Annotated in this window: 27 protein-coding genes; 13 read left to right on the forward strand and 14 right to left on the reverse strand. The window is 34.0% G+C overall.

What is annotated here, in order from left to right; genetic code table 11:
* Positions 1-14 precede the first annotated feature (14 nt).
* A complete protein-coding gene (locus tag B3C18_RS15430) occupies positions 15-3,182 on the reverse strand; it encodes an efflux RND transporter permease subunit (protein ID WP_291148385.1) in 3,168 nt (1,055 codons plus the stop codon).
* Between the two features lie 5 nt (positions 3,183-3,187).
* Complete coding sequence (locus B3C18_RS15435; protein ID WP_291148387.1) at positions 3,188-4,342, reverse strand: efflux RND transporter periplasmic adaptor subunit; 1,155 nt, start codon at positions 4,340-4,342, stop codon at positions 3,188-3,190.
* A 264-nt stretch (positions 4,343-4,606) separates the two neighbouring features.
* Between B3C18_RS15435 and B3C18_RS15440 the strand changes: the two genes are divergently transcribed.
* The 7 genes from B3C18_RS15440 (at position 4,607) to B3C18_RS15470 (ending at position 10,114) form a co-directional block, all read left to right on the forward strand.
* Positions 4,607-5,650 carry a sensor histidine kinase gene (locus tag B3C18_RS15440; RefSeq protein WP_291148390.1) on the forward strand — a complete coding sequence of 348 codons (1,044 nt, stop codon included), beginning with the start codon at positions 4,607-4,609 and terminating at the stop codon, positions 5,648-5,650.
* Entirely contained in the window at positions 5,650-6,381 is a 732-nt protein-coding gene (locus B3C18_RS15445) for a LytR/AlgR family response regulator transcription factor (protein ID WP_291148392.1), read from the forward strand. Before B3C18_RS15440 ends, B3C18_RS15445 begins: the two co-directional genes overlap by 1 nt.
* Positions 6,382-6,400: 19 nt before the next feature.
* Positions 6,401-6,694 carry a DUF3861 family protein gene (locus B3C18_RS15450; RefSeq protein WP_053471908.1) on the forward strand — a complete coding sequence of 98 codons (294 nt, stop codon included), beginning with the start codon at positions 6,401-6,403 and terminating at the stop codon, positions 6,692-6,694.
* 137 nt (positions 6,695-6,831) lie between these two features.
* Complete coding sequence (locus tag B3C18_RS15455) at positions 6,832-7,725, forward strand: dienelactone hydrolase family protein (RefSeq protein ID WP_291148395.1); 894 nt, start codon at positions 6,832-6,834, stop codon at positions 7,723-7,725.
* Positions 7,726-7,744: 19 nt separating this feature from the next.
* The gene (locus B3C18_RS15460; RefSeq protein ID WP_291148397.1) at positions 7,745-8,707 is read left to right on the forward strand and encodes a GlxA family transcriptional regulator; all 963 of its coding nucleotides are present in this window, start codon (positions 7,745-7,747) and stop codon (positions 8,705-8,707) included.
* Between the two features lie 73 nt (positions 8,708-8,780).
* Complete coding sequence (locus B3C18_RS15465; RefSeq protein ID WP_291148399.1) at positions 8,781-9,347, forward strand: cysteine hydrolase family protein; 567 nt, start codon at positions 8,781-8,783, stop codon at positions 9,345-9,347.
* 119 nt (positions 9,348-9,466) lie between these two features.
* Positions 9,467-10,114, forward strand: coding sequence for a protoglobin domain-containing protein (locus B3C18_RS15470; protein ID WP_291148401.1), 648 nt, complete (start codon positions 9,467-9,469; stop codon positions 10,112-10,114).
* Between the two features lie 49 nt (positions 10,115-10,163).
* On the opposite strand, the gene B3C18_RS15475 is transcribed toward B3C18_RS15470, so the two are convergent.
* Positions 10,164-11,048, reverse strand: coding sequence for a dihydrodipicolinate synthase family protein (locus B3C18_RS15475; RefSeq protein WP_291148403.1), 885 nt, complete (start codon positions 11,046-11,048; stop codon positions 10,164-10,166).
* A gap of 12 nt (positions 11,049-11,060) precedes the next feature.
* Positions 11,061-11,522 (reverse strand): cupin domain-containing protein, encoded by a 462-nt coding sequence (locus B3C18_RS15480; protein WP_291148404.1) that lies wholly within the window; start codon positions 11,520-11,522, stop codon positions 11,061-11,063.
* Between the two features lie 97 nt (positions 11,523-11,619).
* Between B3C18_RS15480 and B3C18_RS15485 the strand changes: the two genes are divergently transcribed.
* Positions 11,620-13,032, forward strand: a complete 1,413-nt coding sequence (locus B3C18_RS15485) for a PLP-dependent aminotransferase family protein (RefSeq protein ID WP_291148406.1) — start codon at positions 11,620-11,622, stop codon at positions 13,030-13,032.
* Here B3C18_RS15485 and B3C18_RS15490 read toward each other — a convergent pair.
* The 3 genes from B3C18_RS15490 to B3C18_RS15500 form a co-directional block, all read right to left on the reverse strand.
* Positions 13,027-13,632, reverse strand: a complete 606-nt coding sequence (locus tag B3C18_RS15490; RefSeq protein WP_291148408.1) for a MarR family winged helix-turn-helix transcriptional regulator — start codon at positions 13,630-13,632, stop codon at positions 13,027-13,029. The genes B3C18_RS15485 and B3C18_RS15490 overlap by 6 nt on opposite strands.
* A gap of 72 nt (positions 13,633-13,704) precedes the next feature.
* Entirely contained in the window at positions 13,705-13,968 is a 264-nt protein-coding gene (locus B3C18_RS15495) for a DUF2024 family protein (RefSeq protein WP_291148410.1), read from the reverse strand.
* Positions 13,969-14,242: 274 nt separating this feature from the next.
* Positions 14,243-14,470: a thioredoxin gene (locus tag B3C18_RS15500; RefSeq protein ID WP_053471916.1), complete on the reverse strand. Its 228-nt coding sequence runs from the start codon at positions 14,468-14,470 to the stop codon at positions 14,243-14,245.
* 183 nt (positions 14,471-14,653) lie between these two features.
* Between B3C18_RS15500 and B3C18_RS15505 the strand changes: the two genes are divergently transcribed.
* Together B3C18_RS15505 and B3C18_RS15510 are read left to right on the forward strand one after the other, a co-directional pair.
* A complete protein-coding gene (locus B3C18_RS15505; RefSeq protein ID WP_291148413.1) occupies positions 14,654-15,385 on the forward strand; it encodes a YggS family pyridoxal phosphate-dependent enzyme in 732 nt (243 codons plus the stop codon).
* 30 nt (positions 15,386-15,415) lie between these two features.
* Positions 15,416-16,147: an AAA family ATPase gene (locus tag B3C18_RS15510; RefSeq protein WP_291148415.1), complete on the forward strand. Its 732-nt coding sequence runs from the start codon at positions 15,416-15,418 to the stop codon at positions 16,145-16,147.
* A gap of 52 nt (positions 16,148-16,199) precedes the next feature.
* On the opposite strand, the gene B3C18_RS15515 is transcribed toward B3C18_RS15510, so the two are convergent.
* The 4 genes from B3C18_RS15515 to B3C18_RS15530 all read right to left on the reverse strand — a co-directional run bounded on the left by B3C18_RS15515 (position 16,200) and on the right by B3C18_RS15530 (position 18,498).
* A complete protein-coding gene (locus B3C18_RS15515) occupies positions 16,200-16,814 on the reverse strand; it encodes a thioredoxin family protein (protein WP_291148417.1) in 615 nt (204 codons plus the stop codon).
* Positions 16,815-16,825: 11 nt separating this feature from the next.
* Positions 16,826-17,302, reverse strand: coding sequence for a TlpA family protein disulfide reductase (locus B3C18_RS15520; RefSeq protein WP_291148419.1), 477 nt, complete (start codon positions 17,300-17,302; stop codon positions 16,826-16,828).
* 211 nt (positions 17,303-17,513) lie between these two features.
* Entirely contained in the window at positions 17,514-17,912 is a 399-nt protein-coding gene (locus B3C18_RS15525) for a hypothetical protein (RefSeq protein WP_291148421.1), read from the reverse strand.
* A gap of 289 nt (positions 17,913-18,201) precedes the next feature.
* Entirely contained in the window at positions 18,202-18,498 is a 297-nt protein-coding gene (locus B3C18_RS15530; RefSeq protein WP_291148423.1) for a hypothetical protein, read from the reverse strand.
* 440 nt (positions 18,499-18,938) lie between these two features.
* On the opposite strand from B3C18_RS15530, the gene B3C18_RS15535 reads away from it, so the two are divergent.
* From B3C18_RS15535 to B3C18_RS15545, 3 genes are read left to right on the forward strand one after another with little or no spacing between them, the layout of a single operon-like run.
* Positions 18,939-19,409: a hypothetical protein gene (locus B3C18_RS15535; protein ID WP_291148425.1), complete on the forward strand. Its 471-nt coding sequence runs from the start codon at positions 18,939-18,941 to the stop codon at positions 19,407-19,409.
* A 24-nt stretch (positions 19,410-19,433) separates the two neighbouring features.
* Positions 19,434-19,835 carry a hypothetical protein gene (locus tag B3C18_RS15540; protein WP_291148427.1) on the forward strand — a complete coding sequence of 134 codons (402 nt, stop codon included), beginning with the start codon at positions 19,434-19,436 and terminating at the stop codon, positions 19,833-19,835.
* A gap of 29 nt (positions 19,836-19,864) precedes the next feature.
* Positions 19,865-20,086, forward strand: coding sequence for a PrgI family protein (locus B3C18_RS15545; RefSeq protein ID WP_291148428.1), 222 nt, complete (start codon positions 19,865-19,867; stop codon positions 20,084-20,086).
* 138 nt (positions 20,087-20,224) lie between these two features.
* On the opposite strand, the gene B3C18_RS15550 is transcribed toward B3C18_RS15545, so the two are convergent.
* The 3 genes from B3C18_RS15550 to B3C18_RS15560 all read right to left on the reverse strand — a co-directional run bounded on the left by B3C18_RS15550 (position 20,225) and on the right by B3C18_RS15560 (position 26,097).
* Positions 20,225-20,605, reverse strand: coding sequence for an STAS/SEC14 domain-containing protein (locus B3C18_RS15550; RefSeq protein ID WP_291148430.1), 381 nt, complete (start codon positions 20,603-20,605; stop codon positions 20,225-20,227).
* A gap of 437 nt (positions 20,606-21,042) precedes the next feature.
* Positions 21,043-22,812, reverse strand: a complete 1,770-nt coding sequence (locus B3C18_RS15555) for a RagB/SusD family nutrient uptake outer membrane protein (protein ID WP_291148432.1) — start codon at positions 22,810-22,812, stop codon at positions 21,043-21,045.
* A 3-nt stretch (positions 22,813-22,815) separates the two neighbouring features.
* A complete protein-coding gene (locus B3C18_RS15560) occupies positions 22,816-26,097 on the reverse strand; it encodes a SusC/RagA family TonB-linked outer membrane protein (RefSeq protein ID WP_291148433.1) in 3,282 nt (1,093 codons plus the stop codon).
* Positions 26,098-26,135 lie beyond the last annotated feature (38 nt).

Below are 26,135 nucleotides of genomic sequence, written 5' to 3' on the forward strand. Positions count from 1 at the left end.
GTTTTAATTTAATTTTACTCTTTTTGAGCTTCTATTAACTGAATTTCCTCGTCATCGTCTTCATCATCATAACCATCTTTTGCAGGGCCGCTCACTCTTTCTTGTAAAGTCTGGAAAATGATAAACAAAACCGGAATAACAAATACTCCTAAAATGGTTCCAATTAACATCCCTCCAACTGCTCCGGTACCAATCGATTTGTTCCCCACAGCTCCTGCTCCAGTAGCAAACATCAACGGAACTAATCCTAAAATGAAGGCGAAAGAAGTCATCAAGATTGGTCGCAAACGTGCTACAGCTCCTTCAATTGCAGCTTGTACAATTGGCAGACCTTTACGTCTTCTGTCCAAAGCAAATTCGACAATCAAAATACCGTTCTTGGCCAAAAGTCCAATTAACATGATTAAGGAAATCTGCAGGTAAATGTTACTGTTCAGTTTAAAAATAATCGAGAACAAATACGCCCCGGCTAATCCAAACGGAATCGAGAATAATACTGCAAATGGTAAAATATAACTTTCGTATTGTGCACTCAGTAAGAAATAAACAAAAACCAAACATAGAATAAAGATGAAAATCGTTTCACTTCCAGATGCTAATTCCTCACGCGTTAATCCTGAAAATTCATATCCATAACCTGCCGGAAGATTTTCTGCTGCCACTTCCTGAATCGCTTTAATCGCATCACCGGAACTAAATCCAGGATTTGGCGCTCCTGTAATAGCAATAGAAGAGAAAAGGTTAAATCTTGAAATAGATTCCGGTCCAAAAACTCTGGTCATTTTAACAAATTCTGTAATTGGCGCCATGTTTCCGGCACTGTTTCTAATAAAGATTTTATTTAGTCCTTCTGTATTGGTTCGGAATTCCGGTGAAGCCTGAATCATAACACGGTATTGTTTTCCGAATTTATTAAAGTTCGAAGCATACAATCCGCCATAATATCCCTGCATGGTTGATAAAATCGAATTTATCGAAACTCCTGCATCTTTGGCTTTTGCCAAATTAATATCCATCATATATTGAGGGAAACCAGGATTAAACGGCGTTGTTGCGTATTGTATTTCCGGACGTTTTGATAATTTTTCTAAGAACTCTGTATTCACTTTAAAGAATTCAGCAGTCGTGTGTCCGCCTTTATCCTGAAGCTGGAATTCAAATCCACCACTTTGTCCAAAACCTTGAATCGTTGGCGGTGAAATAAAGAAAATATTGGCTTCGCGAATGCCGCTTGTTTTGGCAAAAAGCTGTCCGATAACGTCATTTACACTCAACTCACGTTGATCCCAAGGATACAATTTTACAATAACCATACTGTAAGCACTTCCTGCTCCGGCGGTAAAGTTCTGCCCCACAATACGAAGCGTATTTTTTACTCCCGGAATAGTTTTCGCAATACTATCAACTTTCTTAGCAATTACATCAGAACGCTCCATTGAAGCCGATGGTGGTAAACTAATATTGGCAAAAACAGTTCCCTGATCTTCCGCAGGGACGAAAGCAGACGGTGTGGTTTTCATCATATAAAATAAACTGGCACCAGCAATAACAATAGCGGCTAATACAATCCATTTTTTAACGGAAAGGAAACTTACCGAACGTTTGTATCTTTCTGTTACATTCTCAAATGCAACGTTAAACGATGTATAAAATCTTTGCAGATAACTTTTATGTTTATGATCGTCAGCATGTGGTTTTAAAAGCAAAGCACACAAAGCCGGACTTAAAGTCAAAGCGTTTACTGCCGAAAGAATAATCGCAACAGCCAGCGTAATACCAAATTGTTTGTAGAAAACCCCTGTTGATCCATTGATAAAAGTTACCGGAATAAATACCGCCGCCATTACCAATGTAATCGAAATAATCGCTCCCGAAATTTCGCTCATGGCATCAATCGTAGCTTTCTTAGACGATTTATAACCGTGATCGAGTTTGGCGTGCACCGCCTCGACGACCACAATGGCATCATCGACCACAATACCAATGGCAAGAACCATCGCAAAAAGCGTCAATAAGTTAATCGTAAACCCAAATAAACTCAGGAAGAAAAATGTTCCTACAATCGCAACCGGAACTGCAATTGCCGGAATTAAGGTTGATCTAAAATCCTGAAGAAAAATAAATACTACGATGAAAACCAATATAAAAGCTTCAATCAAAGTATGAATTACTTTTTCAATAGAAGCATCTAAGTTTTCGTTAACGTCAACCAGAATGGTATATTTTACTCCTTTTGGAAAACTCTTCGCTGCTTCTTCAATCAATTTTTTAGAATTGTTGATTACGTCACGCGCATTCGATCCCGGAGTCTGGCTGATTGCCATCGCTGCCGATTCTACACCGTTTGTTTTAATCGTTGAAGCATAACTCAAAGATCCTAACTCAACTTTAGCCACATCTTTAAGGCGAAGCATTTGCCCATTTCCAACAGATTTTATAACAATATCCTCAAATTCCTGAGCACTTGTTAAACGTCCTTTGTATTTAATTACATATTGAAAAGCCTGATTTCCGTTTTCACCAAATTTACCCGGTGCGGCTTCGATATTTTGTTCTGCCAAAGCAGCCGAAATATCGCTCGGAATCAGTTTGTATTGCTGCATTACGTCTGGTTTCAGCCAGATTCTCATCGAATAATCTTTGGCACCAAAAACAGTTACATCTCCTACCCCAACTACACGCTGAATTTGCGGTACAAGGTTGATCTTCGCATAATTTTGGAGGAATGTCTGGTCGTAAGCTTTATCCTCACTGTATAAAGAGAAAATCAATAAGTTACTACTCTGACTTTTGGTTACTGTAACCCCAGCCTGAGTTACCTCTACTGGCAGTAAACTTGTTGCTCTTGAAACCCTGTTTTGAACGTTTACCGCTGCTAAATCTGGGTTTGTTCCTACTTTAAAGAAAATTTTGATCGAAGCATTTCCATCATTTGTTGCTGAAGAAGTCATGTACGTCATGTTTTCTACACCATTAATTTGCTCTTCAAGCGGAATTACAATACTTTTTAATACCACATCTGCATTGGCACCCGTATAACTTGCCGACACGTTTACCGTAGGCGGCGCAATATCGGGATACTGAGAAATAGGTAACTCAATTAGGCCCAAAACACCTAAAATGACAATAATAACAGATATTACTGTCGAGAGTACAGGTCTTTGTATAAATTTTTTAAACATTTCTTTTATTTTAAATCGGCGTATACTGTTTCTGCTTTTTGATTTTGAGCTTTAATCTCGCTTCCTTCTTTAAGAGCAGCAACTCCTTCTAATACAATTTCGTCACCTGCTTTTAAACCGCTTGTTACTACATAATAATTATTAGTTGTGTTTTCAAGTACCGTGATATTGACATTTTTAGTTTTATTGTCTTTTCCTAAAACAACTGCGAATATTTTATCCTGAAGTTCAAATGTTGCGCTTTGAGGAACTATGATTACGTCTTTAACGTCATTTGGAATTCTAACTGTTGTGCTGCTTCCGCTTCTGATAACTCCTCTTGGATTTGGAAAACGAGCTCTGATATTTACCGTTCCGGTTTCGGTATTAATTAATCCGTTTACGGTTTCTATTTTACCTTTTTGATCGTATGCAGAACCATCTGAAAGCAATAAAGAAACTGCCGGCAGACTTTTAATTTTTTGGTTTAATGAAGCTCCGGAATCTTTAGTAAAATTCAAAAGTGCTTTTTCATTTAAAGCAAAATAAGCATATACATTTCCAATGCTCGAAACTGTAGTTAAAGGTTCTGTTGTATTAGAACTTACCAAACTTCCTAAACGAAACGGAATCGAACCTACAACGCCGTCAACCGGACTTGTTACAGTTGTATATCCTAAATTGGTTTTAGCATTTACTAAAGCAGCATTTGCCTGAGCTAAAGAAGCCACTGCAGATTCATAAGTATATTGTGCCGACTCTAAATCGTACTTGCTTATAATTCCTTTTTCAACCAATGGCCTTACTTTGTTTACAGCCAGTTTTGCTGCACTTAAATCGGCCTGGGCACTTTTAATACTGGCAGATGCTGTACGAACTTGCTGCTCATATTCTGGCGCGCTTATTTTAAATAATGGCTGTCCGGCTTTTACAACCGCTCCTTCATCAACAAATATTTTATCGATGTATCCTTCAACCCTAGGTCGGATTTCTATATTCTGCTGTCCTTGAATGCTCGCTGGATAATCGCTGTTTAATGTAGCAGATTCCGGCTGTAAAGTCAGCGTTTTATACTCTTTAACCTGCGGTGCGCCTCCGGCCTGAGCCGATTTATCATTTTTACCGCAAGATGCGATAAGAACTGATGCTGCGAGAATGCTTAAAAATGATTGCTTATTCATTTGAAATAATATCTAATTATCGATTATATGACAACAAAAGAAATAAAATATAACAAGCAAAAATTTTGAAATAGACGGAGAGCAAATGACAATCGATAAAGATAGCCTGACACACGATGGGATTTTTTAAAAGTTAAACAAGCGTTTAATTCCTAAACTCATCGGCTCAAAAATGGTTTTTACGGACTGTAATTCTGTTTTTAGCGATTGGTTCAAAATTGCATTCAAATAAACAGTAATATTGCCAAAAAGATAAAATTCGAAATGGCATCAAAAGTATACAGATCTTATTATTTTACCGGACTTCATATTCTGAGCTGGGTATTATTGGGATTCATCATGTTGTTTTACATGCCTTTAACCTGGAATGTAATTCTTCCGGGTGTGTTTTGGATTTGGCAGATTATTGTACTGGTTTTATTGATCATTATTTTTTATTCTAATGCCAAAATCATAGTTCCAAAAACCATTATAAAAGACAATACTTCTCCTTTTTTGATTTGGGCTTTTCTCACCGTTTTTGCCATGCAGGTTATTGCTTATTTTTATACTTCTCAAACGGATCTTCATAATAAAATCAGTTTAGTTTTAGGGTTTAAAAAATACCGAAATCCGTATTTTGACAATTATGTTTTAATGCTCACTTTATTGGTTTTAGGAATCAGCACGAGCTGGGCAATGTTACAGCATTGGCAGAAAGCCGCACAGCACAAACAAAAACTGGAACAGGATAAAACAATGGCCGAACTGGCGATGTTGAAAGCACAGATTAATCCGCATTTTTTCTTTAATTCCCTAAACAGTATTTATTCGCTTACGTATACAAATATTGAAGATTCGAGAAATGCGCTTCATACTTTAAGCCGAATGATGCGCTACTTACTTTACAGTACAGAAGAAACAACTACTTTATTAAAAGAAGCCGAGTTTATGAGAGATTTTATCTCGCTGATGAAACTTCGTGCGAACAAAAAATTGACGATTATAACCGACATTCCAGAAAAGATACACGATTACCCAATTGTTCCGATGTTATTACTACCTTTAGTAGAAAATGCTTTTAAACACGGAATTCATGCTACGGATAAAAGTGAAATTTATATTTCGCTGAGACAAGACGGAAGCAATCTTGAATTTGAGGTAAAAAACACATATTTCGAAAAAACAGCAACGACTGATGAAGGCGGAATTGGTTTAACGAATACAAAACGCAGACTCCATTTAATATATCCAAATAAACATATGCTGACAGCCGGCATTGGTAAAAACGGAATGTATGATGTAAAACTGCAAATAAACTTAGAGTAATGGCAGTATTAAAATGTATAGCAGTAGATGATGAACCTCTCGCATTAAGACTTGTCGAAACTTTTATCGAACAAACTCCTTTTTTACAATTAACGGCTAGCTGTGACAATGCAGTTGAAGCAATGAGTTTAATACGGGAAAAACAGCCTGATCTTGTTTTTTTAGATATTAATATGCCTAATTTAACGGGAATGGAACTGGCGAGACTTTTGCAGGAACAGCCGGGCTTGGTACCAAAAATTGTTTTTACAACCGCTTATAATCATTATGCTATTGAAGGTTATAAAGTAAATGCAGTCGATTATCTTTTAAAACCTTTTAGTTACGAAGAGTTTCTGCGCGCTGCCAATAAGGTATTGCAAATAACCGAAGAAGCTTCAAATAATTTCCAGACGGTTGCAGCAGATGATGAATTTATTTTCTTAAAAGTAGAATACCAATGGGTTCGAATTCCGCTTAAAGAAATTTTATATATCGAAAGTTTAAAAGATTATGTAAAAGTACATCTTGATGATTCTCAAAAAGGAGTGCTTTCGCTGATATCCTTAAAAGCTTTAGAAGAAAAACTACCATCGGCAAAATTTATGCGTGTTCATCGTTCGTTTATCGTTTCTCTTGACAAAATAAACGCCATTACCAAGAATTCAATTTTCATTGGAAAAACTGAAATTACAGTAGGCGAACAATACAAGGAAACGTTTAAAACGATTGTCGATAAATGGCTGAAATAACATTGAAAATTAAAATATCATGCAAAAAAGATCCAACAAATATTATCTAACCTTAAGCCTAAAAGAATACGCCAACGGCGACACGCATCCGGCAAAAGAATTAGGAATAGAATTCGACAATCACGACGAAATATTTGGAATCATCCAAAAAATAAAAGACAAAAATATATTCGAAAACCCGCACGAAGCCACACAGTTTGCGCTTGGATTAAAATTATTCAGCGAAATAAAACTAAAACACCGAAATAATCCTTTATTTGATGAATTGAATGAAGTGTTTCCAGTTTTTATGAAGAAGTTGAAAAGTCTTTAATTTAGTTTGCAGTCACAGTTTTCAGTTTCTCCAGCTAAAACTATTCAGAAAAGAATATTCATAATTCACAATTTATAATTCATAATTAACAATTAACTTTTTATTCCCTAATTTAGTTATCCCAAAAAACCAAGATCATGGATAACAAAATAACCAAAGAAGATATCAGTCAGGAAGTATTTGATTTATATGATGATTATGCTCATAATAAAATTAATCGAAGACAATTTGTAGAAAAACTTTCCATATTTGCGGTGGGTTCGCTTACACTTCCGTCACTTTTAAGTTTTATGACGCCCAATTATGTCGACAGTATTTTAGTTCCGCCAACAGATCCAAGATTAAAAACGGGTTATATCAACTACAATTCTCCAAAAGGCGGAGGTTCTATAAAAGGCCTTTTATCGCAGCCAGCGGATTCTAAAAAGAAATTACCCGGAATAATTGTAGTTCACGAAAACCGCGGACTTAATCCGTATATTGAAGATGTGGGACGAAGAGCTGCCATTGAAGGATTTATTACTCTTGCTCCAGATGCTTTGTCACCATTAGGCGGTTATCCCGGAAATGATGACGAAGGACGTGAATTGCAAAAGAAACGTACCCGCGAAGAAATGCTCGAAGATTTTATTGCTGCTTACGAATATTTAAAATCGCACCCAGATTGTAACGGATATATTGGTGTTGTTGGTTTTTGTTTTGGCGGATGGATTTCGAATATGATGGCGGTAAAAATTCCCGATTTAAAAGCTGCAGTTCCATATTACGGCGGGCAGCCAACAAAAGAAGAAGCCGAAAAAATAAAGACTCCGCTCCTATTGCATTACGCAAGTTTAGACACACGCGTAAACGAAGGCTGGCCGGCATTTCAGGAAGTTTTAAACAAAAATAAAATCGAAAATACGGCTTATTTTTATCCAAATGTAAATCACGGTTTTCATAATAATACAACGCCAAGATACGATGAAGCAGCGGCAACGCTATCGTGGACGAGAACTATCGATTTTTTTAAAACCAAACTGAAAAAATAAACGAGAATTCTCTACAAGAATGACAAAAACAAAACCATCGGTTTATTTCTATATTCCAAAGCAAGTCACTTTACTTGATTTGAGCGGTGTTGTCGAAGTGTTTCAGGAAGCTCGTGATTTGGATTTAGATTATCAGCTGGTATTTATCAGCGGACAATCTTCTGTAAGTTCAAATTCTGGATTAGAACTTTCTTCCTTAATTCATTTTACAAAAGTTAATCCGCAGAAAGAAGATATTATTTTTATTTCCGGATTTAGCACGCGTGCTTTAAATTCAATTTCTGATGATCCTGTATTTTTTGACTGGCTGCATAAAGCAAATCAAAATCAAACTACAATTTGCAGCGTTTGTACCGGAGCTTTTCTTTTGGCAAAATCCGGTCTTTTAGATTATAGAGAATGTACCACGCATTGGAAATTTGTAGAAAAACTCAAAACTGATTTTCCGCTTGTAAAAACACAAAAAAATACACTTTATACGAAGTCTGAAAACATTTATACAAGTGCCGGAATTGTTACCGGAATTGATTTGGCTTTGTTTCTAATTGAAGAAAGACACGGAAAAGAAACGGCATCAAAAATAGCCAAAGAACTCGTAGTTTATAAAAGAAGAAACGGAACTGAAGAACAGGAAAGTGTTTATTTACAATACCGAAACCATCGCGATGAAAAAATCCATACCATTCAGGATTGGATTATTTACAATTTAGAAAAAACTTCAACTATTGAATTTTTAGCCGAATTAGTTTTTGTGAGTCCAAGAAACTTAACCCGAATTTTTAAGAAAGAAACAGGCGTTACCGTTGCAGAATACCGTACCAAATTAAGAATTGAAAAAGCAAAAAGTCTTCTCGCCAATTCTGATTATAAAATAGAACACATTGCACATTTATGCGGTTATAAAACTTCTAAACAATTAAAAATTGTGCTGCATCAAAACAGTGATACATTGAGTTCTTCAATCAAAAATCTCTTGTCCTAAACCGACTATTGTTTGTCCTTTTTCTGCATTTAGTTCCAAAGTACATTTGCAATCTAATCAAATAGATAAACAAATGAAACTTAGAGAAAAAAATCCCGCTTTGGTCATAATTGATGTGCAAAAAGGTTTTAATGAAGAAGACTTTTGGGGCGGCAACCGAAACAATAAAGATGCTGAAATAAAAATTGCACAGATTCTTGAAAAATGGAGAACACTGCAATTGCCCATTTTTCACATTGTGCACAGTTCTGTACATCCAAATTCAAAGTTACATCCGTCTAATCCGGGATTTGAAATTAAAGATGAAGCAAAACCAATTGGCAATGAACCTGTAATCACAAAAAATGTAAACAGCGCTTTTATTGGCACAGATTTAAAAGAAAGACTGGACGCACAAAACATCACTGATCTTGTTATTGTGGGTTTAACTACCAATCACTGCGTTTCTACAACAACCAGAATGTCCGGAAATTATGGCTATGAAACTTTATTAATTGCAGATGCCACAGCTACTTTTGACAGAGTTGGAATAAATGGAGAAAAATTTGATTCAGAATTAATTCATCAAACTACTTTAGCCAGTCTGCATAAAGAATTTGCAGAAGTAATTACGACAGAAAAACTATTGGAATTAGTATAAAATAATAACAGCTTTTTAAACCAGTTTAGCATTATAAATCAAAAAACTGGATCATTTTTTAGTTAGGATGCCTACCTAAGTTTGTCATGACGATAATGTCCTAACAAAAAATCAAAAAAATGAAAAAAGCAATTTTAGCAGTAGTACTTATTATTACCCTGCAAGCGGCAGCGCAGGAAACAAAAGCACCGCACGGTTATACGTACGGAACTAAAGAAGTGGCAAAATCACCGTTTACACTTGAAGAATTAAAACTTTTAGAACAATCTTTACTTTTTTCTGAAGAAGATGTAAAGTATTTACAAATGAGCCACGATATTCTTGAAGGTCAAACCGATGCCATTCTGGATGTTTGGTACGGATTTGTGGGATCTACACCGCAATTGGTTTACTTTTTTGGAAACACCAAAACAGGAAAACCAGACGGAGAATATTTAGCAAAAGTCAGAGGTCGTTTTAAAATGTGGATTCTTCAAACAGCCGAAGCAAAATACGATCAGAACTGGCTTAACTATCAATACGAAATTGGTTTAAGACATTACACCACCAAGAAAAACAAAACAGATAATGTTACTTCTGTGCCTGTTATCAATTATCGTTATATTCCGGCTTTAACGATTCCGGTTACAACGACGTTAAAACCATTTTTAGCAAAAACCGGAGCAAGTGCTTCCGATGTCGATAAAATGTATAATGCCTGGGTAAAAAGTGTTTTAATGCAAAGTATACTTTGGGGTCAGCCTTACATGAAAAAAGGAGAATTCTAAAAACAAAAAGAAAGGGATCGTTTAAAATATAAACGATCCCTTTCCAATTTTAATTGCTGACTAATTTCAAAATATTGTGAAGATCACTGATTTCCTTTTCTGTTAAAGGCTGCAATGGTTTTCTTAAATGTCCGCCTTCAATTCCCTGAATGTGCAATCCTGATTTAATCGCTCTCGGAAGTCCTTTTTCTACAATAAATCGCAATAAATTGATTTGTTTATAAAATAACTTTTGCGCTTTCTGAAAGTCATTTTCCTGAACAGCATTGTACAAAGCAATATTCAATTCCGGAATCAAATTAGGAGCTGCAGTACACCAGCCCGTTGCTCCCGCCGCAAATGCAGAAAGTGCCAGCGGATTTGAACCGTTATAAAAGGCTACATTTTCTCCTAATTCCTTCTTTAAATAATGCATTCGCTGCACATCGCCCGTACTTTCTTTAATCATGGTAACGTTTGGGATTTCAAGAATTCGTTTCAATAATGCCGGAGACATATCTACTCCCGCCGTAGCCGGATTATTGTATGCCATTATGGGAATCGAAATTTGATTGGCAACTGCATCATAATGTTTTACGATTTCGTCATCGCTCAATTTCCAATAACTCATCGGGATAATCATAACGGCATCTGCGCCCGCTTTTTCGGCTGCTTTTGCGTGATAAATAGTTCTTTCTGTAGTCAGGTTAGAAACACCCACTAAAATTGGAACTCTTCCTTTTACCTGATTAACTGTAGCTTCTGTAATCGCTTCCTTTTCTTCATCATTTAAGTACGGCATCACGCCCGTGCTCCCTAACGGAGCAACGGCGTGAGAACCAGAAACAATTAATCGTTCCAGTAATTGTTTATAAAGCGAAATATCAACCTTTTCATTTTCATCAAAAGGAGTAATAGGATAAGCGATAATACCTTTAAATTGTGTGTTTTTCATCTGGTTTCTGTTTTATAAATCCCTGCCTTCTTCTTCTCTTAATGCTACACCTAAATTTTGCAATTGAGGCGCGTTTTCTGTTGCGATATATTTTGCATTTTCAGTATTACTCAAATTTTGGTGTCTGTGCCAGGTCCAGGCCGGAATATAAACGGCATCACCAGCTTTCCATTCTACTTTTTGATCTTCAATTTCGGTATAACCAGAACCTTCAATTACATACAAAAGTGTTTCATAAGTATGTCTGTGTCGGTTGGTAAGCTGTCCCGGAAGCAGTCCGCCAATGGTCATACTTACATTTTTACTTGGCAAATCCACAAAAAACACCGGATGTTTTCTTTCTGTAGAAAATTGATTGTGTTCTCCGGCATTTTCTACATTTCTGTGAATTAATTTGTCCGGCATTACAAAACTTGGTCTTGCAAAAGTTTGGTGAAAATCTTTAGACGAGAATTTTTTTTCTTTCGTTTCCATGGTAATTATATTTTAGTTGATGCATTATTGCATGACAAAAATATCGTAACTTTGGACTGTACATATAACACAGTTTTAATATAAACAACTAGTCCAGATGTTACGACCATGGCAATTTGAAATTCATTTAGACAAAAAATCAGACAAAGTACTTTACCTGCAAATTGCTGATGCTATAATCAATGCGGTTAAATCCGGTAAACTTACAAGCGGAAATGCTTTGCCCGGAAGCCGACAACTTGCTGGACTATTAAATGTAAACCGAAATACGGTAATTGAAGCTTTAGATGTTTTGATTGCCGAAGGCTGGCTGATTACAATGGATCGAAAAGGAACTTTTATTGCCGATATTCTTCCTGAAATCAGCATAAATAAAAAAGCAGAAACTCAAGTTAATGTTGCAGTCGAAAATCATAAACCACATCTTATTTTTGATGACGGACTTCCCGACAGCCGCCTCGCTCCTATGAACGATTTGGCGCGTGCTTATCGCGAGATATTCAACAGAAAATCACGTTGGCAGATTATGGGTTACAGCAATGAACTTGGAAATATAGAATTTCGAAAAGCGATTGTACAAATGCTGAATTTTAAACGCGGAATGAATGTTTCTCTAGATGAAATCTGTATAACGCGCGGCAGTCAAATGGCGATGTATCTGGCGGCGCATTGTTTATTATCAAAAGGAGATTATGTTATAATCGAAAATCCTGGTTATAAACCTGCCTGGGAAGCTTTTGAAAATGCCGGTGCGAATCTGCTTCCGGTTAATGTTAATAAAGATGGTTTAGATTTAGAAGAAGTCGAAAATCATCTTAAAAAACATTCTTCTGTAAAAGCGATTTATGTAACGCCGCATCACCAGTTTCCAACTACGGTTACGATGAGTTTGAAAAAGAGATTAAAACTTATTGAACTTTCTAATCAATACGGATTTACGATTATTGAAGATGATTACGATAATGAGTTTCATTTCGGACAACGCCCAATTCTTCCGATTTCAAGTTACAGCAATGCAAAAAACTTTATTTATATTGGAACTTTGAGTAAAATTGTGGCTCCTGCTCTGCGTATTGGTTATGTTGCAAGTTCTTCTCAAAATATCGAAAAAATAGCGAATCACCGCAGAATAATTGATGTTCAGGGCGATAATATTATGGAAGAAGCGGTTCTGCATCTTATAAACGAAGGAAAAATCAAAAGGCATCTCAAAAAAACAAACCTCATTTATAAAGCTAAAAGAGACCATTTTGAAAGTCTTTGTAAACTTCATTTAAAAGATAAAATTACTTTTATTAAACCTGAAGGTGGCTTGGCATTTTGGATAGTTCCGAATAAAATTGTCGATACCCAAAAAGTTTGTACCGAATTGCTTTCTAAAGGAATCAAATTAATGACTCCGGAAAAATTCAGTTTTGGTAGTCCAGTAAACGGATTTAGATTAGGATATGCATCCCTTACAGAAGAGCAAATGGAAGAAGGAATAAAAGCAATTTCAAAATATTTATAAACGAGCCGGTTTGTGATCGTTACAATCTAATCTGATGTCTTTTGTTTCTAATTGAATGTCCATTAATCGGCAATAGTTATTTCCGTTTTGCTGTACAAAATAACCGCAATTGTGACACGTACTTTGAACATTTATAACTTGTAAATGATGCAATTGTTTAATTACAGAACTGAGATTTTTCCACAAAACCGATTTCTCCTTTTCGGGTACTATTTTTACCAAATCAAATAAAGGATCTGTAAAATCTTCAGTCACCAAAACCATTTCTAAACCTTTTGCTGTAAGCTCGATTGTAGAACTTCTGGAATCGCTGACATTTACAACTTTTGTAATGTATTCTTTTTGTTCCAAAATCTTAATGGTATCGCTAATCGTAGCTTTTGTTAAATGGAATTCTTTCGCCAAATAACTTACGGTTGCTTTATTTTTGGTGTGATGTTTTATAAATATCAAAACCTGAATCTGTATCGGACTCAAATCGTGCTTTTTAGCTTTTTCCCATAACAAAACTCGGAAAACCTGAGACAAGCGTTCAAATCCTGCTGTAATTTTTCCGTCTAAACTATTGTTTTGTGTTTCTAAATTGAAGATGTTTTTCATAATTATAACAAATAAAATAGACTGAAAGCCCCCACACTTTCAGTCTATGAATTAATAATTCTAAACGAAAAATTAATAACAGTTTTCCATTTCAATAATCGAAAAACCGTCTTTAAGAATTTGATTTTCAATATCTGCAGGTGCTTTGTCGATATGACAAAATCTGCATTCTTTTGAGGTCAAAGGCTGACCTTCTTGTAAAACTGTTTTAAGGTATGCTTTTCCATATTCATAAACTTGGTTTGCATCTTCTGTAGTTTCATCAACCAAAATATCAAAATGCATTATTTTACCGTCTTTTCGGGTTACATAAGTATCCCATACTGCTACTTTCATCTTATTTATATATTTTATTTGTTGTGTTGTTATTTTTAAACACATAGGGACATAGTTTTAAAGCGTAGTAAAGGCGTTTCACTTGTGTTTAAACAAACAAACATAGCTATGTGTTAAAAACTAGTTTCTTTTTGCTCTCTTTTTAAAAGAAAAAATCTATGTTTCTATGTGTTTAAAATTAAATTCCTTATTTTGTTTTAAGTATATTATTTTCTCTAATAATTCAACTTTGTCAAAGTTTAAAACTTTGACAAAGTTTGAAGACTATTTGTATTTACCCAATCACTTCTTCCATAGAAGCACCAAAATTAATGTGCAATACATTTCCGTTTGGCGTTACCAAAGCCGGAACTGATTTTATACCAGCCTTTTGAGCTTCAGCAATTCGAGATCTGTCTTCTCCGATGTTTACTACTTCAACATCTTTTACTAAATTTAAAATGTCGTGTTCTGCGCTTACGCAAACTGGACAACCTGCATGATAAAAAATTGATTTACTCATTTTGATTTGATTTTAATTTGACTTTATTGCCGAGACAAAATTAGGCAGGATACCTAACCATTAAATAATCCAGTTTTGTCATTTTTGAGCATTTTCTGGTCTGGTTCTTTCCATAATCTGGACTAGTTCATATAGAAAAAACTGGATCTTTTTTACATTCCACGATTGCAATACCTTTGTAACATGAAAGAGGATATTATTTTTAATTTGAAGCAGGTTCATGATCGCATTGAAAATGCCTGTAAACTTTCGGGCAGAGATGTTTTTGATGTTCAATTGTTATTGGCTACCAAAACTGTTCCTGCCGAGAGAATACGAATTGCAATCGAAGCCGGAGAAAACCTGATTGGTGAAAATAAAATGCAGGAATTTCGAGATAAGGATTCTGAATTAAAAGATTTAAAAATCGAACGCCATTTTATTGGTCATTTGCAAACTAACAAAGTCAAAGATGTTTTGAAATATGTGAGCTGTATTCAATCTCTGGATCGGTTAGGTCTCGCAGAAGAATTACACAAACAGCTTCAAAAAGAAAACCGAAATCTTGATGTTTTTATTCAGGTCAACACTTCTTTTGAAGAAAGTAAATTTGGATTAGAACCTTCAAAAGTTATTTCTTTTATAAAAGAAATCAGGAAATATGATACTTTAAAAATCAAAGGATTAATGACGATTGGGTTATTAGATGTAGAGAAAGAAAAAATGCGTCCGTCGCTTCGTTTGCTGAGAGAAATAAGAGATGAAATTTACGATGCAAAAATTGATGGAATAACGAATTTAAAACTTTCAATGGGAATGTCTCAGGATTTAGAATTGGCTATTGCCGAAGGTTCCAACATGGTGCGAATTGGAACTTCTATTTTTGGAAACCGTTTTTTAGGGAAAGAAATCTGGAATGAAAATATTGCAGAATAAAACTTAATTTTGCACGAAATAAAATCTCAAATGAATCTGTACGAACTGGTTGTAACCGATACTGAAAAAATTGCGCTTGAAGATCTGCTTTTTAGCGAAGAGAATAAATCTGCCTTACTTCAGAGTATAAAAGAACACAAATATATTGAGGAATTAAAAAAATACAACCTTAAAGTTGATAATAAAATTCTGCTTCACGGACATTCGGGCTGCGGAAAAACGACAACTGCAAAAGCTATTGCAACGGCTTTAAATAAAAGCATTGTTATTATAAATCTTAGTACTTTAATCAATGCCAAAATTGGTGAAACTTCTAAAAATGTAAAGGCGATTTTCGACAAAGCGATTCGCGAAAAAGCGGTTTTATTTTTGGATGAATTTGATCAAATTGGAAAAAGTCGTGAAAGTGACGATAAAGATGTTGCCGAAATGAGACGTTTAGTAAACACGATTATTCAATTAATTGATTATTTACCTACGGATAGTTTGTTGATTTGCGCTACGAATTTTTACAACAGTATTGATACGGCTTTGCTTCGAAGATTTCAAATTAAACTAAAATTTGAAATGCCAACTGAAAAAGAACTGAATCTTTATTACGATAAATTACTGACTGATTTTCCTGTTCATTTTCAGGATATTCCACGTAAATATGATATTTCTTATGCCGAAGCAAAAGACTATATTCAGACAATAATGAAAAGACAAATTATTGCTGAACTGGAACTTAAAGAACAGAAAATCAGCGAAACTATTTCATAAAAAAACGCCTCATATTCTGAGGCGTTTTTTAAACAAATTAAATTCTCGTAAATTAAGCTTTTGCTTTTCTTTTTACTGTACAGCCAATTTCTTTAGTCTGTGTTACAGCTGGTTTTTGACCGCTTTTTAAAGATGCAATTACATCTTCGGCATATTTTACTTTCTCTGCTTTTGTTCCTTCCGGATCATTATCAATTGCTCCAACATATTCTACTACGTTTCCTTTTGCTGTTTTAGAAACGATAAAAATGTGAGGTGTACGTTTTGCTCCGTATTCGTCAGTAATTTTTTGCCCAGCGTCAAATAAATATGGAAAAGGATATTTTTTCTCTTTTGCCAAATCCTGCATTTTATTGAAAGTATCTGCTGTTGAAGCTTCCGGATCGTTTGGATTAATGGCAATTACCGGATATCCCTGTGATTTGAATTTTTTATCTAAATCAATGATTCTTTGCTCGTAACCTACAGCGTAAGGGCAAGTATTACAAGTAAAAACAACGATATATCCTTTTGCATTTGGAAAACTTTCAAAAGAAACTTCTTTATTGTCTACATTTTTTAACTTAAAATCCGGTGCGGAATCTCCGGCTTTTAGAGTTGTTCCATTTTGTGCCTGCGCTAAAAAAGCAGAAAGTGCCAATGCGAATAATAGAATTATTTTTTTCATGGTTTACGGGTTTACAGTTTTTTATATTCAGTTAATAATTGTTCATAGGTAAATTCACTTTCTACAAATTTTCGTTTATCATCTTTGATAAAAAGTGTTGCGGGAATACTTCCTGACCAGCTTGGGTCGATTCGGTCGATAAATTCCTGCGGACTGCTTTCGTTTAAAAGAAATACTTCGTTTTTCAGGTTTTTTCTTTTTACAAAAGGAACGACATTAGAATTTAATTTCGATTTAAAATCAAGGCTTACTAATAAAACGGCAAGTTTCTCTGATTTGTGTTCTGCGCTGAGTTTTTCGAAATGTGGCAACTCTTTGATGCAGGGTGCGCACCAGGTTGCCCAAAAATTAACTACATACGTGCTGTCTTTTCCGTTTTTGATTCTTTCATTAAGCTGATTGATATTTAACAGCTTCACGTTTTGACTGTAAGCTGAAATTGAAAAAATACCAAATAGAAATATATAGAAAAAAGACTTAATTTTCATGAGATACAACACTTTAGGATTAATTTGTGCCTTACAAATATAAACTAATGAAATCTTACTTTTTGTTAATGAAAATTTAATGCCTAAAAAATTTTGCCACAAAGGCGCAAGGACGCAAAGTTTTATTACTCAAAACAAAAAAAATGTTCCTATGGAACATTTGATTGGTCGAAAAAATATTTTTTATATCGTTCCTTAGGAACGTTTGGTATTACATTCCGCTTTTAATATTTACATTATTAACAAAACGAAGGGGCTGCATTGTATCCATTTTAATTAAGGATAAAATCCCATTTTTATTCTCATTTATGGCAATTATTTTAAAACAAAATTCATTTCCGTCTTTATCCATTAAGGTTATAAATTCAGTATTATCATCTGAGTTATTTTGACAGCTATGTGAAATGATATATCGAAACATAACTTTAAAAGTATCCTTGTCATAATTATACAATTTTCCATCTGAACCAAATATCCATTTTGCATTTCTGTTCGCGTCATTATACCAAGTTCCAATAATTTTTTTTGATGAAGGTTCATCAACCTGATTCTGTGCAAAGACAGTGGAGATTTGCAATAAAAAAAGTAAAATTAAAAATAGCTTTTTCATATTTTTTTATTCTTTAATTATGTATTAATCCAAGTAAATTTAGGATTGTCTCTAACATTACATTTCCTGTAAAAAGTTTTAATGTGTTATGATAAGTCAAATTTAATGAAATAAAAAAGATTTATAAAATTAAACTTTATTGCTAAATTTGTAAGTACTATATAAGAAAAATTAATCAGGTTTTTATATAATTTTACCTAGACTGTAAATTCGATTAATGGAAAAAATTACTTAACTGTTTAAAACAAGATTAAGGGTTCTAACCAATATTTATTTAAAAGAAAAAACATTAAATAAGCCAAACTTTTATTTGATTTTCTAACTCTCTTAACCCATTAATTATTTCTTTAGTACAATTACTACAACAAACAATGTATCTATCCTTTTCGTTTTCTAAACGAGTATCAATAATTTTTAATTCCGTATTACATACTCTACAATTACCTTCTTTTATAATCAGAATATTTATTAATTTAAGATTATTTATTTCAGTTATTACTTTCTCTATTAAAGGTAAGATTAGATTTAATCTATTTTTAAAGTATTTTTCAATATAAACTTTAAGTTTTTGGAATTCTAATTCCATCTTATAAAAAGTCTGTTGTCTTTCTTCAAATAATTGCTGAATATATAATCGAGTATATAAACTTATATTATCAAGAATAAAGCTTCCCTTGATAATAATCTCGGATTGTGAATTGTTTAAAATTAACACTTTAATATTTTTAATTAATAATTTGCAAACCTAATCCAACTTGGAATTTAATATAGCCAACAAAAGTTATAATAAAGATAGTTTAGGCTGAATAAATTATCAGATTTTTACTTATTAATTTATTAAATAAAGTGTACTTAATTTTTTAGTATTCTTTATTGAAGAACATTATAGATACACACACTATAGATCTACTAACATAATTACAACATAACCAACTGTTAATTATGCAACTATAATTTATTTTCCTGTAAAACATTCCGCCTATGCGCTTGCTAACTTTGTAAAACACAACTTTAAAACGTAAAGCCATGGAAAAGCAAAACAACTTTGACTACGGTCATACTGATCCCGATTTTATAGATCAAAATACGCTTGTAGATGGGACGTATTCTAATGAAGATCAATACAAACAGGATTTAAAGAAAGAAGATTATTGGGAATTTGGCGAAAGCGATCCTGATGTTATAGAGCAAAATACACTGGTTGATAATGATAATTATGCAAGAGATGAAGATCCGTATCAATATCAGGAAGAATTTATTGAAGATTTGAAACATCACGAACAGGATTTCGAAAAAAATCCGAATGTAAATTCTGAAAATATTCCGAATGAGGAAAGAATTGTTAATGAAGATGATGCTGTGACAAATGATGATGATGAAAATGATTTTGATGACGAATACGATCCGGAATTAAATTATGAAGATGATTTAGACAAGGATGAAGAGTTAGATGATTTTGACGCTGAACATTATCCTGAAAATCATCCGAGAGAGTAACAACTAGTTAAGCATTATCAGTTTATGGCTATAGCAACTCAAATTATCTGGCTTTTTGTATTGGCTGTTCCAATAGCCTGCATCAGCTGGACTGTAACGCACGAAGAGATTTTTAGAGAACCTCACGAATGGTGTGTCAGACATTCTAAAAATGACAGGTTTTTACTGACACGTAAGTTCTTTTATCTTTTTACCTGCGAATACTGCTTTAGTCATTACGTCACAATTGGGTTTTTATTTTTTACAGAGTATAAACTTTTGTTAAACGACTGGCGCGGTTACATTTTGGCCGGATTTTCGCTGGTGTTTATGGCAAACATCTATATGAGTCTTTTTGCACTTCTTAGACAAGCTATAAAAAAAGAAAAAGTGGAAATTGAAAAAATTGAGACTGAAACTGATATCGAAAAAAATAGTAACAAATAGAAATACGTATAATTAAATAAATAAAAATCATGGAAAATTTACAATTCATTGACCCATTATTGCACGGAATAAAACCTATCGAAAATAACAACATCAAACTTTCTGTAAAACAACTGGCTGCTGCCGGAATTGGTTCTATTTTGATTGGAGCTGTTTTAAAGAAAACCGGACACAATAAAGCTGCCGCAATTGTTGGAAGTCTTGCACTGCCATTATTATCTGCAGCTGTTTATAAAAAAGTAGCAAAGTAATAAAAGAGAACGTTTGCTAATTGCGAAAATGCCCGTTAAGGTTTTAAACCTAACGGGCATTTTCTATTAATGTCATGTTTTTATTTTATTTGCTGAATGTTCAATTATCTAATTGTCACATTCCCTAATTAACTAATTTTAATTAGCCGGCAAATTTATATTTCCTTCAACCCAGTTTAAGGCTTTGTTAAAAGCTTCTTTTTTGAATCCGTGGAACTCTCCTGGAACTACATAACTAAATCCGTTTGTAAAAGAGATTATATCTTCAGAATCTGTTACGATGGCTGCTCTATGCCATTTTCCTAAATGTTTTAATCCTAAAAGTGCATCCTGAAGCCATGCGCCGGCTGTAAAGTTTTCTATATCAGTATCGAGTACCAATAAAAAATTGATTTCGTTAGTTTGCTTTACCAAATGTTCTACTGCTGGAACTACAGCTGTTAAAAAATCTTCTTTTGTTACTTCTGCCAATGCTCTAAAGGCAACAATGTTATCGGTAGTGTCAATTTGATGTATCATGATTTTTTACACTTTTTGAGTTATTTAAATAGTTGTTTTATTATTTTGATATATACTATCAAATACTACTCAAATTTACTCATTTTAAAACAGTTAAATCTTACATTTTTCTTAATTGTTTATTATATATTTTAAAGGTTTTTTTAAGTGACAAAGGTTCAGAGATACAAAGTGACAAAGGTTTTTTCTGTAGAGACGCACAGCAGTGCGTCTAACGTCCAATATTCCATTCCAATAAACATGTGTTGTCTCACGCGATGTTACACGCACTGCTGTGCGTCTCTACGGAAAATCTTTGTCGATTTAATATAACCCGTTGCAATAAAAAACCTTTGTCACTTTGTATCTCTGAACCTTCGTCCCTTAAAAGAAAAAACCTGCTTCTTTCGAAGACAGGCTTTTTTCAAAAAAAATAAAAAATAAACTAACACAAACTCTTAATTGTATCCTTGGTTTTGAGTAAACAGTTTTTGATCGATAACTGTTTGTGGAATTGGAAAATATCTTCTGAATGGCTGAGTAGCAGCTTTTGCTGTTCCAGCTAAATCAAATTTTCCAAAACGGATGCTCTCTGGTCTTCTTTGTAATTCCCAGTATAATTCGAAACCTAATTCTTTATATAATTGATTTGCATCTAATGAAGTAAGTGCTTTTCCAGGAGCATTTGCAAATAATGATTCTCTCTTTCTGCTTGTACGCAATTTGTTTAAATCATCCATTGCTGGTCCGGTGCTTCCTTTTCTATAAAGTGCCTCAGCTCTCATAGCGTACATTCCACCTAAACGGAATAAAGGAATATCAACATTACTGTTACCGTTTCCTCCTTCTGGATCAAACTCATATTTAAATACACGAGCACCCTGATTGATTTCATTTTGAGCAAAAACAGATTTTGTAGGATCTGCAAATGTTAATGATGGTGTAAAATCCATTCTCGTAGTAGTACTTTTTTCCATAACTAATGGAGAAACTTTAATACGGTTTCCTACCATTTGAAAAGCTGCAGAAGTTAATAATACTGGACCATATTGAGGTCCGGCCTGGATACCTCTGTTAAAGTGGAACCACGGAGTAGCAGGACTACTTTTAGGAACAATATCTGTTGCAGGAACACTTACATCTGTACCATCATTCATAAACCATGTACCATCAGCATATTGATAATGCTGCTCAAATCTTGGATCATCATGGTTTCCATCCCAGCTTGCGTAAAATTCAGGAGTTGTACATGCAGCATTTGTACCTCTGTTTAAAGCAGATGTTCTTTGGTTACGCTCCATACATACATAAGCAAAACTGTTAGATCCGTTACGGATATAATCTATCTTTTGAGAAATCGCGAAAATAAGCTCTTTACCATTATCGTTATCTCTTGCAAAGTTTTTGAAAAAGTCACTTTCTAAACTAAATTTCCCTGAATCAATCAATAATGAAGTGTAATAAATAACACGGTCCATATCTGTACCTGTACCTGATACTGCTGGTTCATTAAAATTGAAATTTGAAGAAGCATTGTAACGATCTTTGAATGTCGCACGATTTAAATACATTGTCGCTAAAAAAGCATAACCCGCTTGTTTAGTAAATCTTCCGTGGTAGGTTCTTTGAGTTCCAATATCTGCCAAATCAGGTAATATAGCTTCAACATCTTTGATTAATTGATCAATTTGAGTATCTGCTTTTAAAATTTGTATTGGTGCATCTACATTCAACGGATCTCTAAATGGAGCTTGTCCGTAAAGATCTAATGTAGTATAGGTATAATACGCTAAAAGAGCTTTTGCTTCTGCTAAAAATAATTTCTTTTCAGGAAAAGTGTTTTCTTCAGATGATTTAATTGCAGTTAAAGAACGTGTAATTCCGTTTGTCAATAAATCCCAGTTACCCACAATAATAGCATTACTTGAACTCCATGTAAATTCATGCATATCTCTCCATTTTCCACCATCTCCCCAGTCACTTCCTCGAGTTGGTAAAATAGCTTCATCTGTAGTATATTCCTGCATTGCAAAAACAGCTCCGTGATCTGTAAAAGTTCCGTCTCCAAGTCTGTCATATGCTGCAGCAAGCGAACCTGCAGGGTCTGTAGCATCAGTTCCTAATTTTTCATCTAATACAGCTTCATTAAGATCTGTACAGCTGTTTAATAGAAAAATAAAAGAGAATATCGTTATAATTTTTATGCTAAAAAATGTCTTTGTTTTCATGATTTATAGTTTTAAAGTTGCTCCAAAACTGAACGTTCTCGAAGTTGGGTAAGCAGCGTAATCAATACCTATAGATTGATTTCCTCCGCTTGATTTTGGACTGTTGATTAACGGATCATATCCTGTATAGTTTGTAATTGTGATCAGATTATTTCCTGTTACATAAAGTGTTAATCCGTTGATCCAGTTTAGACCTTTTAAATCAAAATTGTAACCAATACGAGCTGCATTCAATCTAATAAAATCAGACTTTTCTAAGAAAAGTGTAGATAAAATTGGTGAGTTTGTAGGGTTTGCACCAGACTCATAATAACCTGTAGCAACGTTTCTGTCAGAAGCAAGGTTGTTAATATTTAATGCATTCAATCCTGTATTATTCAACAAGTAACCTCCAGTTTGACCAATGATTGAGAATGAAAAACTAAAGTTTTTGTATCTCATATCACTATTAAATCCGTAGTAAAAAGTTGGTAAAGCTCCTTCGATTATAATTCTGTCGCTGTTATCAATTTTACCGTCTCCGTTTTGATCTTTAAAGATGTTTCCGCCTTTATCATCAAAACCAACATGTTGTAACAAATAAAATGAACCTGCTGCATAACCACTTTTGTAAATGTTTGCATTTACTCCAGATTGTCCAGGTCCTGAAATAGTTCCTGTTAAGATTTCTGAAACCGGTAAGTCCTCAATTTTATTGTTTAATGTTGCTCCGTTTGCATCAACATTCCAGCTAAAATCTTTAGTATCAACAATTTTAGAACCTAACATAATTTCAAAACCTTTGTTAACGATTTTTCCGTCAATATTTGTCCAAACCGTTGTTGTTGGTTTCAAAGGGCTTGAAGGAACGTTTAAGATCGCATCTGTAGTTGTTTTGTTGAAATAATCAACAGTTCCGTACAATTTATCATTCCATAAACTGAAATCTAAACCTACATTGTATTGTGTAACAACTTCCCATTTCAAATCAGGATTTGCTGTTCTTGTTACAGAAACTCCGTTAACCAAATTCAAATCATCATATAAATAATATCCGTCTGGACCAGATAATGAATAACTTGCTTTAGTCAATTTGTTTTGAACTTCCTGATTTCCTGTTTGTCCCCAGCTCGCTCTAAGCTTTAAGTTATTTATTGCAGTTGCATCCTCTAAGAAACTTTCTTTAGATATATTCCATCCTAAAGCAAATGAGGGGAAGTAACCATATTTATTGTTATCACCAAAACGTGTAGAACCGTCAGCTCTCATCGAAGCTGTAAAAAGATATTTGTCATTAAATGAATAATTTAATCTACCAAAATACGATTGTAATTCATTTTCCTGAGCATAACCTGTAGTTCCTGATTGAATTCCAGCAAATCCAGGATTAATTGATGGTTTTATACCAACTCCCTGAGCAGCAATTCCGTCAATACTGAAACTTGTTCCTGATCTTTCAAATTTTTGATATGAGAAACCACCTAAAGCTTCAATTTTATGTTTGTCTAATGAAACATTGTAAGTCAAATAATGCTCTACTAAAGAATTTTTAGAATCTAAATTATTTTGAACATATTTTCCTTTTGGGTTCAAATCTGTAACGTTTGGATAAATAGTGGTATTTCTTTCTGCTGTAGAACGATCGATACCAACGTTTAATTTATATTCTAATCCGTCAATAATTCTTAAAGACGCTTCAAAATTTCCTAAAACTCTCAACGTACGCGTTTGATCCTCATAAATACTCAATAAATAAGCAGGATTATAATGCGCGTTCATGTTAAAGTTTGTGTAGTTTCCGTTTGCATCAAAAACTGATCTTGTTGGATTTGCCATTAAAGTATGAACGATTAACTGTCCGTTAGAACCACCATCATCACTTGTAGGTACACCATCATCTTTAGTTTCACTTGCCGTTAGATTCATTTTTACTTTTAAACGTTTGTTATCTAAAAATGATTCAGCAGCATTAATTCTACCTGAAAGACGTTTGAAATTACTGTTACGAATAACCCCTTCCTGATCCATTTGTGCAACAGATGCATAATAATTACCTGATTCTGTTTGTTTTGCAAAAGACAATGCATTGTTTTTAGTAACAGCACTTCTGTAAATTACATCTTGCCAATCTGTGTTTCCACCATGGTCAAATGCTTTATCCTTAATAGCGCCTCTATATTGACTTGCACTTAAAACGTCTAATTTGTTAGCAACAGTCGAAACTCCCATATAAGAGTCAACAGTTAATGTTCCTTCTCCTTTTGAACCTTTTTTGGTTGTAACCAATACAACTCCGTTAGATCCTCTTGCACCGTAAATTGCTGCAGCCGAAGCATCTTTAAGAACCGTAATCGATTCGATATCACTTGTATTCAAAAAGTTTAATGGATTTTTTGCAGATGAATTACCAAATCCAACATTACTTCCAGAAGGGCTCACATCATCATTAGTCAATGGCATTCCGTCAACAACAAATAAAGGTGTACTACCACTTCTGATAGATCCAACTCCACGAATGGTAACATTTACTCCTGCTCCAGGCTCACCACTTGTGTTTACCACACGTACACCCGCAACTTTTCCTTGAATTAAATTATCTACAGAAACGTTAACTCCTTGTTTGAAATTTGCAGCTTCTAATTGTGTAACCGCTCCGGTAACATCTTTTTTAGATTGTTTTCCGTAACCTACAACTAAAACTTCGCTTAGTTCAGAAGTATTTGGTTCTAATTGAATAGTCATGAAACCTTTTTGTGCAGTAACTGTTTTAGTTTTATATCCTAAATAAGCAACTTCCAGCGTTTTTCCTTCTTCAACAGAAAGTTCAAATTCTCCGTCAAAATTACTAACTGCTGCATTTTTAGTTGTAGCTTCTAAAATCGTTACACCCGGCATTGGAACATTGTTTTCGTCAACAATTTTTCCTTTTACTTTGATTTTCTCAGCATCTACTGATTTAGAAACTTTAGACGCAGCTGTTTTTTGAATTAAAACTAATTTTCCGTTAATGTTATAATTGAAATTAGCTTTTTTTGAAAGATCACTCAAAATTGATGTAACCGATTCTTTACTATAATCCACAACATATGATGTATTATCGGCAATTACAGCTTGTCCGTAACTGAATTTATAGTCAGTCTGCTGGCTTAATTTTGAAAAAATAGAAACAAGTGTAGCTTTTTCTATTTTATTTTCTACTTTTGATTTTTTTAAGATAGTTTTACTAAAACCACTCTGAATGGTTAGTAACGCTAGTACTAAAAAGATGAAACTCTTTAGATTTAGATAAGAAGGTTTAAAATACATGATTTAAGTTATTGGTTTTTTTACGATACTTAATTATT

Source organism: Flavobacterium sp. UBA7680 (assembly GCF_002482975.1).
In the GTDB taxonomy this organism is placed as follows: domain Bacteria; phylum Bacteroidota; class Bacteroidia; order Flavobacteriales; family Flavobacteriaceae; genus Flavobacterium.

Excerpts from the sequence above, each read along its gene's own strand:
- B3C18_RS15435 (WP_291148387.1), bottom strand. The coding sequence starts at position 4,342 with ATGAATAAGCAATCATTTTTAAGCATTCTCGCAGCATCAGTTCTTATC.
- B3C18_RS15465 (WP_291148399.1), top strand. The coding sequence starts at position 8,781 with ATGAAACTTAGAGAAAAAAATCCCGCTTTGGTCATAATTGATGTGCAA.
- B3C18_RS15510 (WP_291148415.1), top strand. The coding sequence starts at position 15,416 with ATGAATCTGTACGAACTGGTTGTAACCGATACTGAAAAAATTGCGCTT.
- B3C18_RS15520 (WP_291148419.1), bottom strand. The coding sequence starts at position 17,302 with ATGAAAATTAAGTCTTTTTTCTATATATTTCTATTTGGTATTTTTTCA.
- B3C18_RS15460 (WP_291148397.1), top strand. The coding sequence starts at position 7,745 with ATGACAAAAACAAAACCATCGGTTTATTTCTATATTCCAAAGCAAGTC.
- B3C18_RS15480 (WP_291148404.1), bottom strand. The coding sequence starts at position 11,522 with ATGGAAACGAAAGAAAAAAAATTCTCGTCTAAAGATTTTCACCAAACT.
- B3C18_RS15430 (WP_291148385.1), bottom strand. The coding sequence starts at position 3,182 with ATGTTTAAAAAATTTATACAAAGACCTGTACTCTCGACAGTAATATCT.
- B3C18_RS15450 (WP_053471908.1), top strand. The coding sequence starts at position 6,401 with ATGCAAAAAAGATCCAACAAATATTATCTAACCTTAAGCCTAAAAGAA.
- B3C18_RS15535 (WP_291148425.1), top strand. The coding sequence starts at position 18,939 with ATGGAAAAGCAAAACAACTTTGACTACGGTCATACTGATCCCGATTTT.
- B3C18_RS15485 (WP_291148406.1), top strand. The coding sequence starts at position 11,620 with ATGTTACGACCATGGCAATTTGAAATTCATTTAGACAAAAAATCAGAC.
- B3C18_RS15530 (WP_291148423.1), bottom strand. The coding sequence starts at position 18,498 with ATGGAATTAGAATTCCAAAAACTTAAAGTTTATATTGAAAAATACTTT.
- B3C18_RS15550 (WP_291148430.1), bottom strand. The coding sequence starts at position 20,605 with ATGATACATCAAATTGACACTACCGATAACATTGTTGCCTTTAGAGCA.
- B3C18_RS15470 (WP_291148401.1), top strand. The coding sequence starts at position 9,467 with ATGAAAAAAGCAATTTTAGCAGTAGTACTTATTATTACCCTGCAAGCG.
- B3C18_RS15490 (WP_291148408.1), bottom strand. The coding sequence starts at position 13,632 with ATGAAAAACATCTTCAATTTAGAAACACAAAACAATAGTTTAGACGGA.
- B3C18_RS15445 (WP_291148392.1), top strand. The coding sequence starts at position 5,650 with ATGGCAGTATTAAAATGTATAGCAGTAGATGATGAACCTCTCGCATTA.
- B3C18_RS15555 (WP_291148432.1), bottom strand. The coding sequence starts at position 22,812 with ATGAAAACAAAGACATTTTTTAGCATAAAAATTATAACGATATTCTCT.
- B3C18_RS15515 (WP_291148417.1), bottom strand. The coding sequence starts at position 16,814 with ATGAAAAAAATAATTCTATTATTCGCATTGGCACTTTCTGCTTTTTTA.
- B3C18_RS15495 (WP_291148410.1), bottom strand. The coding sequence starts at position 13,968 with ATGAAAGTAGCAGTATGGGATACTTATGTAACCCGAAAAGACGGTAAA.
- B3C18_RS15500 (WP_053471916.1), bottom strand. The coding sequence starts at position 14,470 with ATGAGTAAATCAATTTTTTATCATGCAGGTTGTCCAGTTTGCGTAAGC.
- B3C18_RS15540 (WP_291148427.1), top strand. The coding sequence starts at position 19,434 with ATGGCTATAGCAACTCAAATTATCTGGCTTTTTGTATTGGCTGTTCCA.
- B3C18_RS15525 (WP_291148421.1), bottom strand. The coding sequence starts at position 17,912 with ATGAAAAAGCTATTTTTAATTTTACTTTTTTTATTGCAAATCTCCACT.
- B3C18_RS15560 (WP_291148433.1), bottom strand. The coding sequence starts at position 26,097 with ATGTATTTTAAACCTTCTTATCTAAATCTAAAGAGTTTCATCTTTTTA.
- B3C18_RS15505 (WP_291148413.1), top strand. The coding sequence starts at position 14,654 with ATGAAAGAGGATATTATTTTTAATTTGAAGCAGGTTCATGATCGCATT.
- B3C18_RS15455 (WP_291148395.1), top strand. The coding sequence starts at position 6,832 with ATGGATAACAAAATAACCAAAGAAGATATCAGTCAGGAAGTATTTGAT.
- B3C18_RS15440 (WP_291148390.1), top strand. The coding sequence starts at position 4,607 with ATGGCATCAAAAGTATACAGATCTTATTATTTTACCGGACTTCATATT.
- B3C18_RS15545 (WP_291148428.1), top strand. The coding sequence starts at position 19,865 with ATGGAAAATTTACAATTCATTGACCCATTATTGCACGGAATAAAACCT.
- B3C18_RS15475 (WP_291148403.1), bottom strand. The coding sequence starts at position 11,048 with ATGAAAAACACACAATTTAAAGGTATTATCGCTTATCCTATTACTCCT.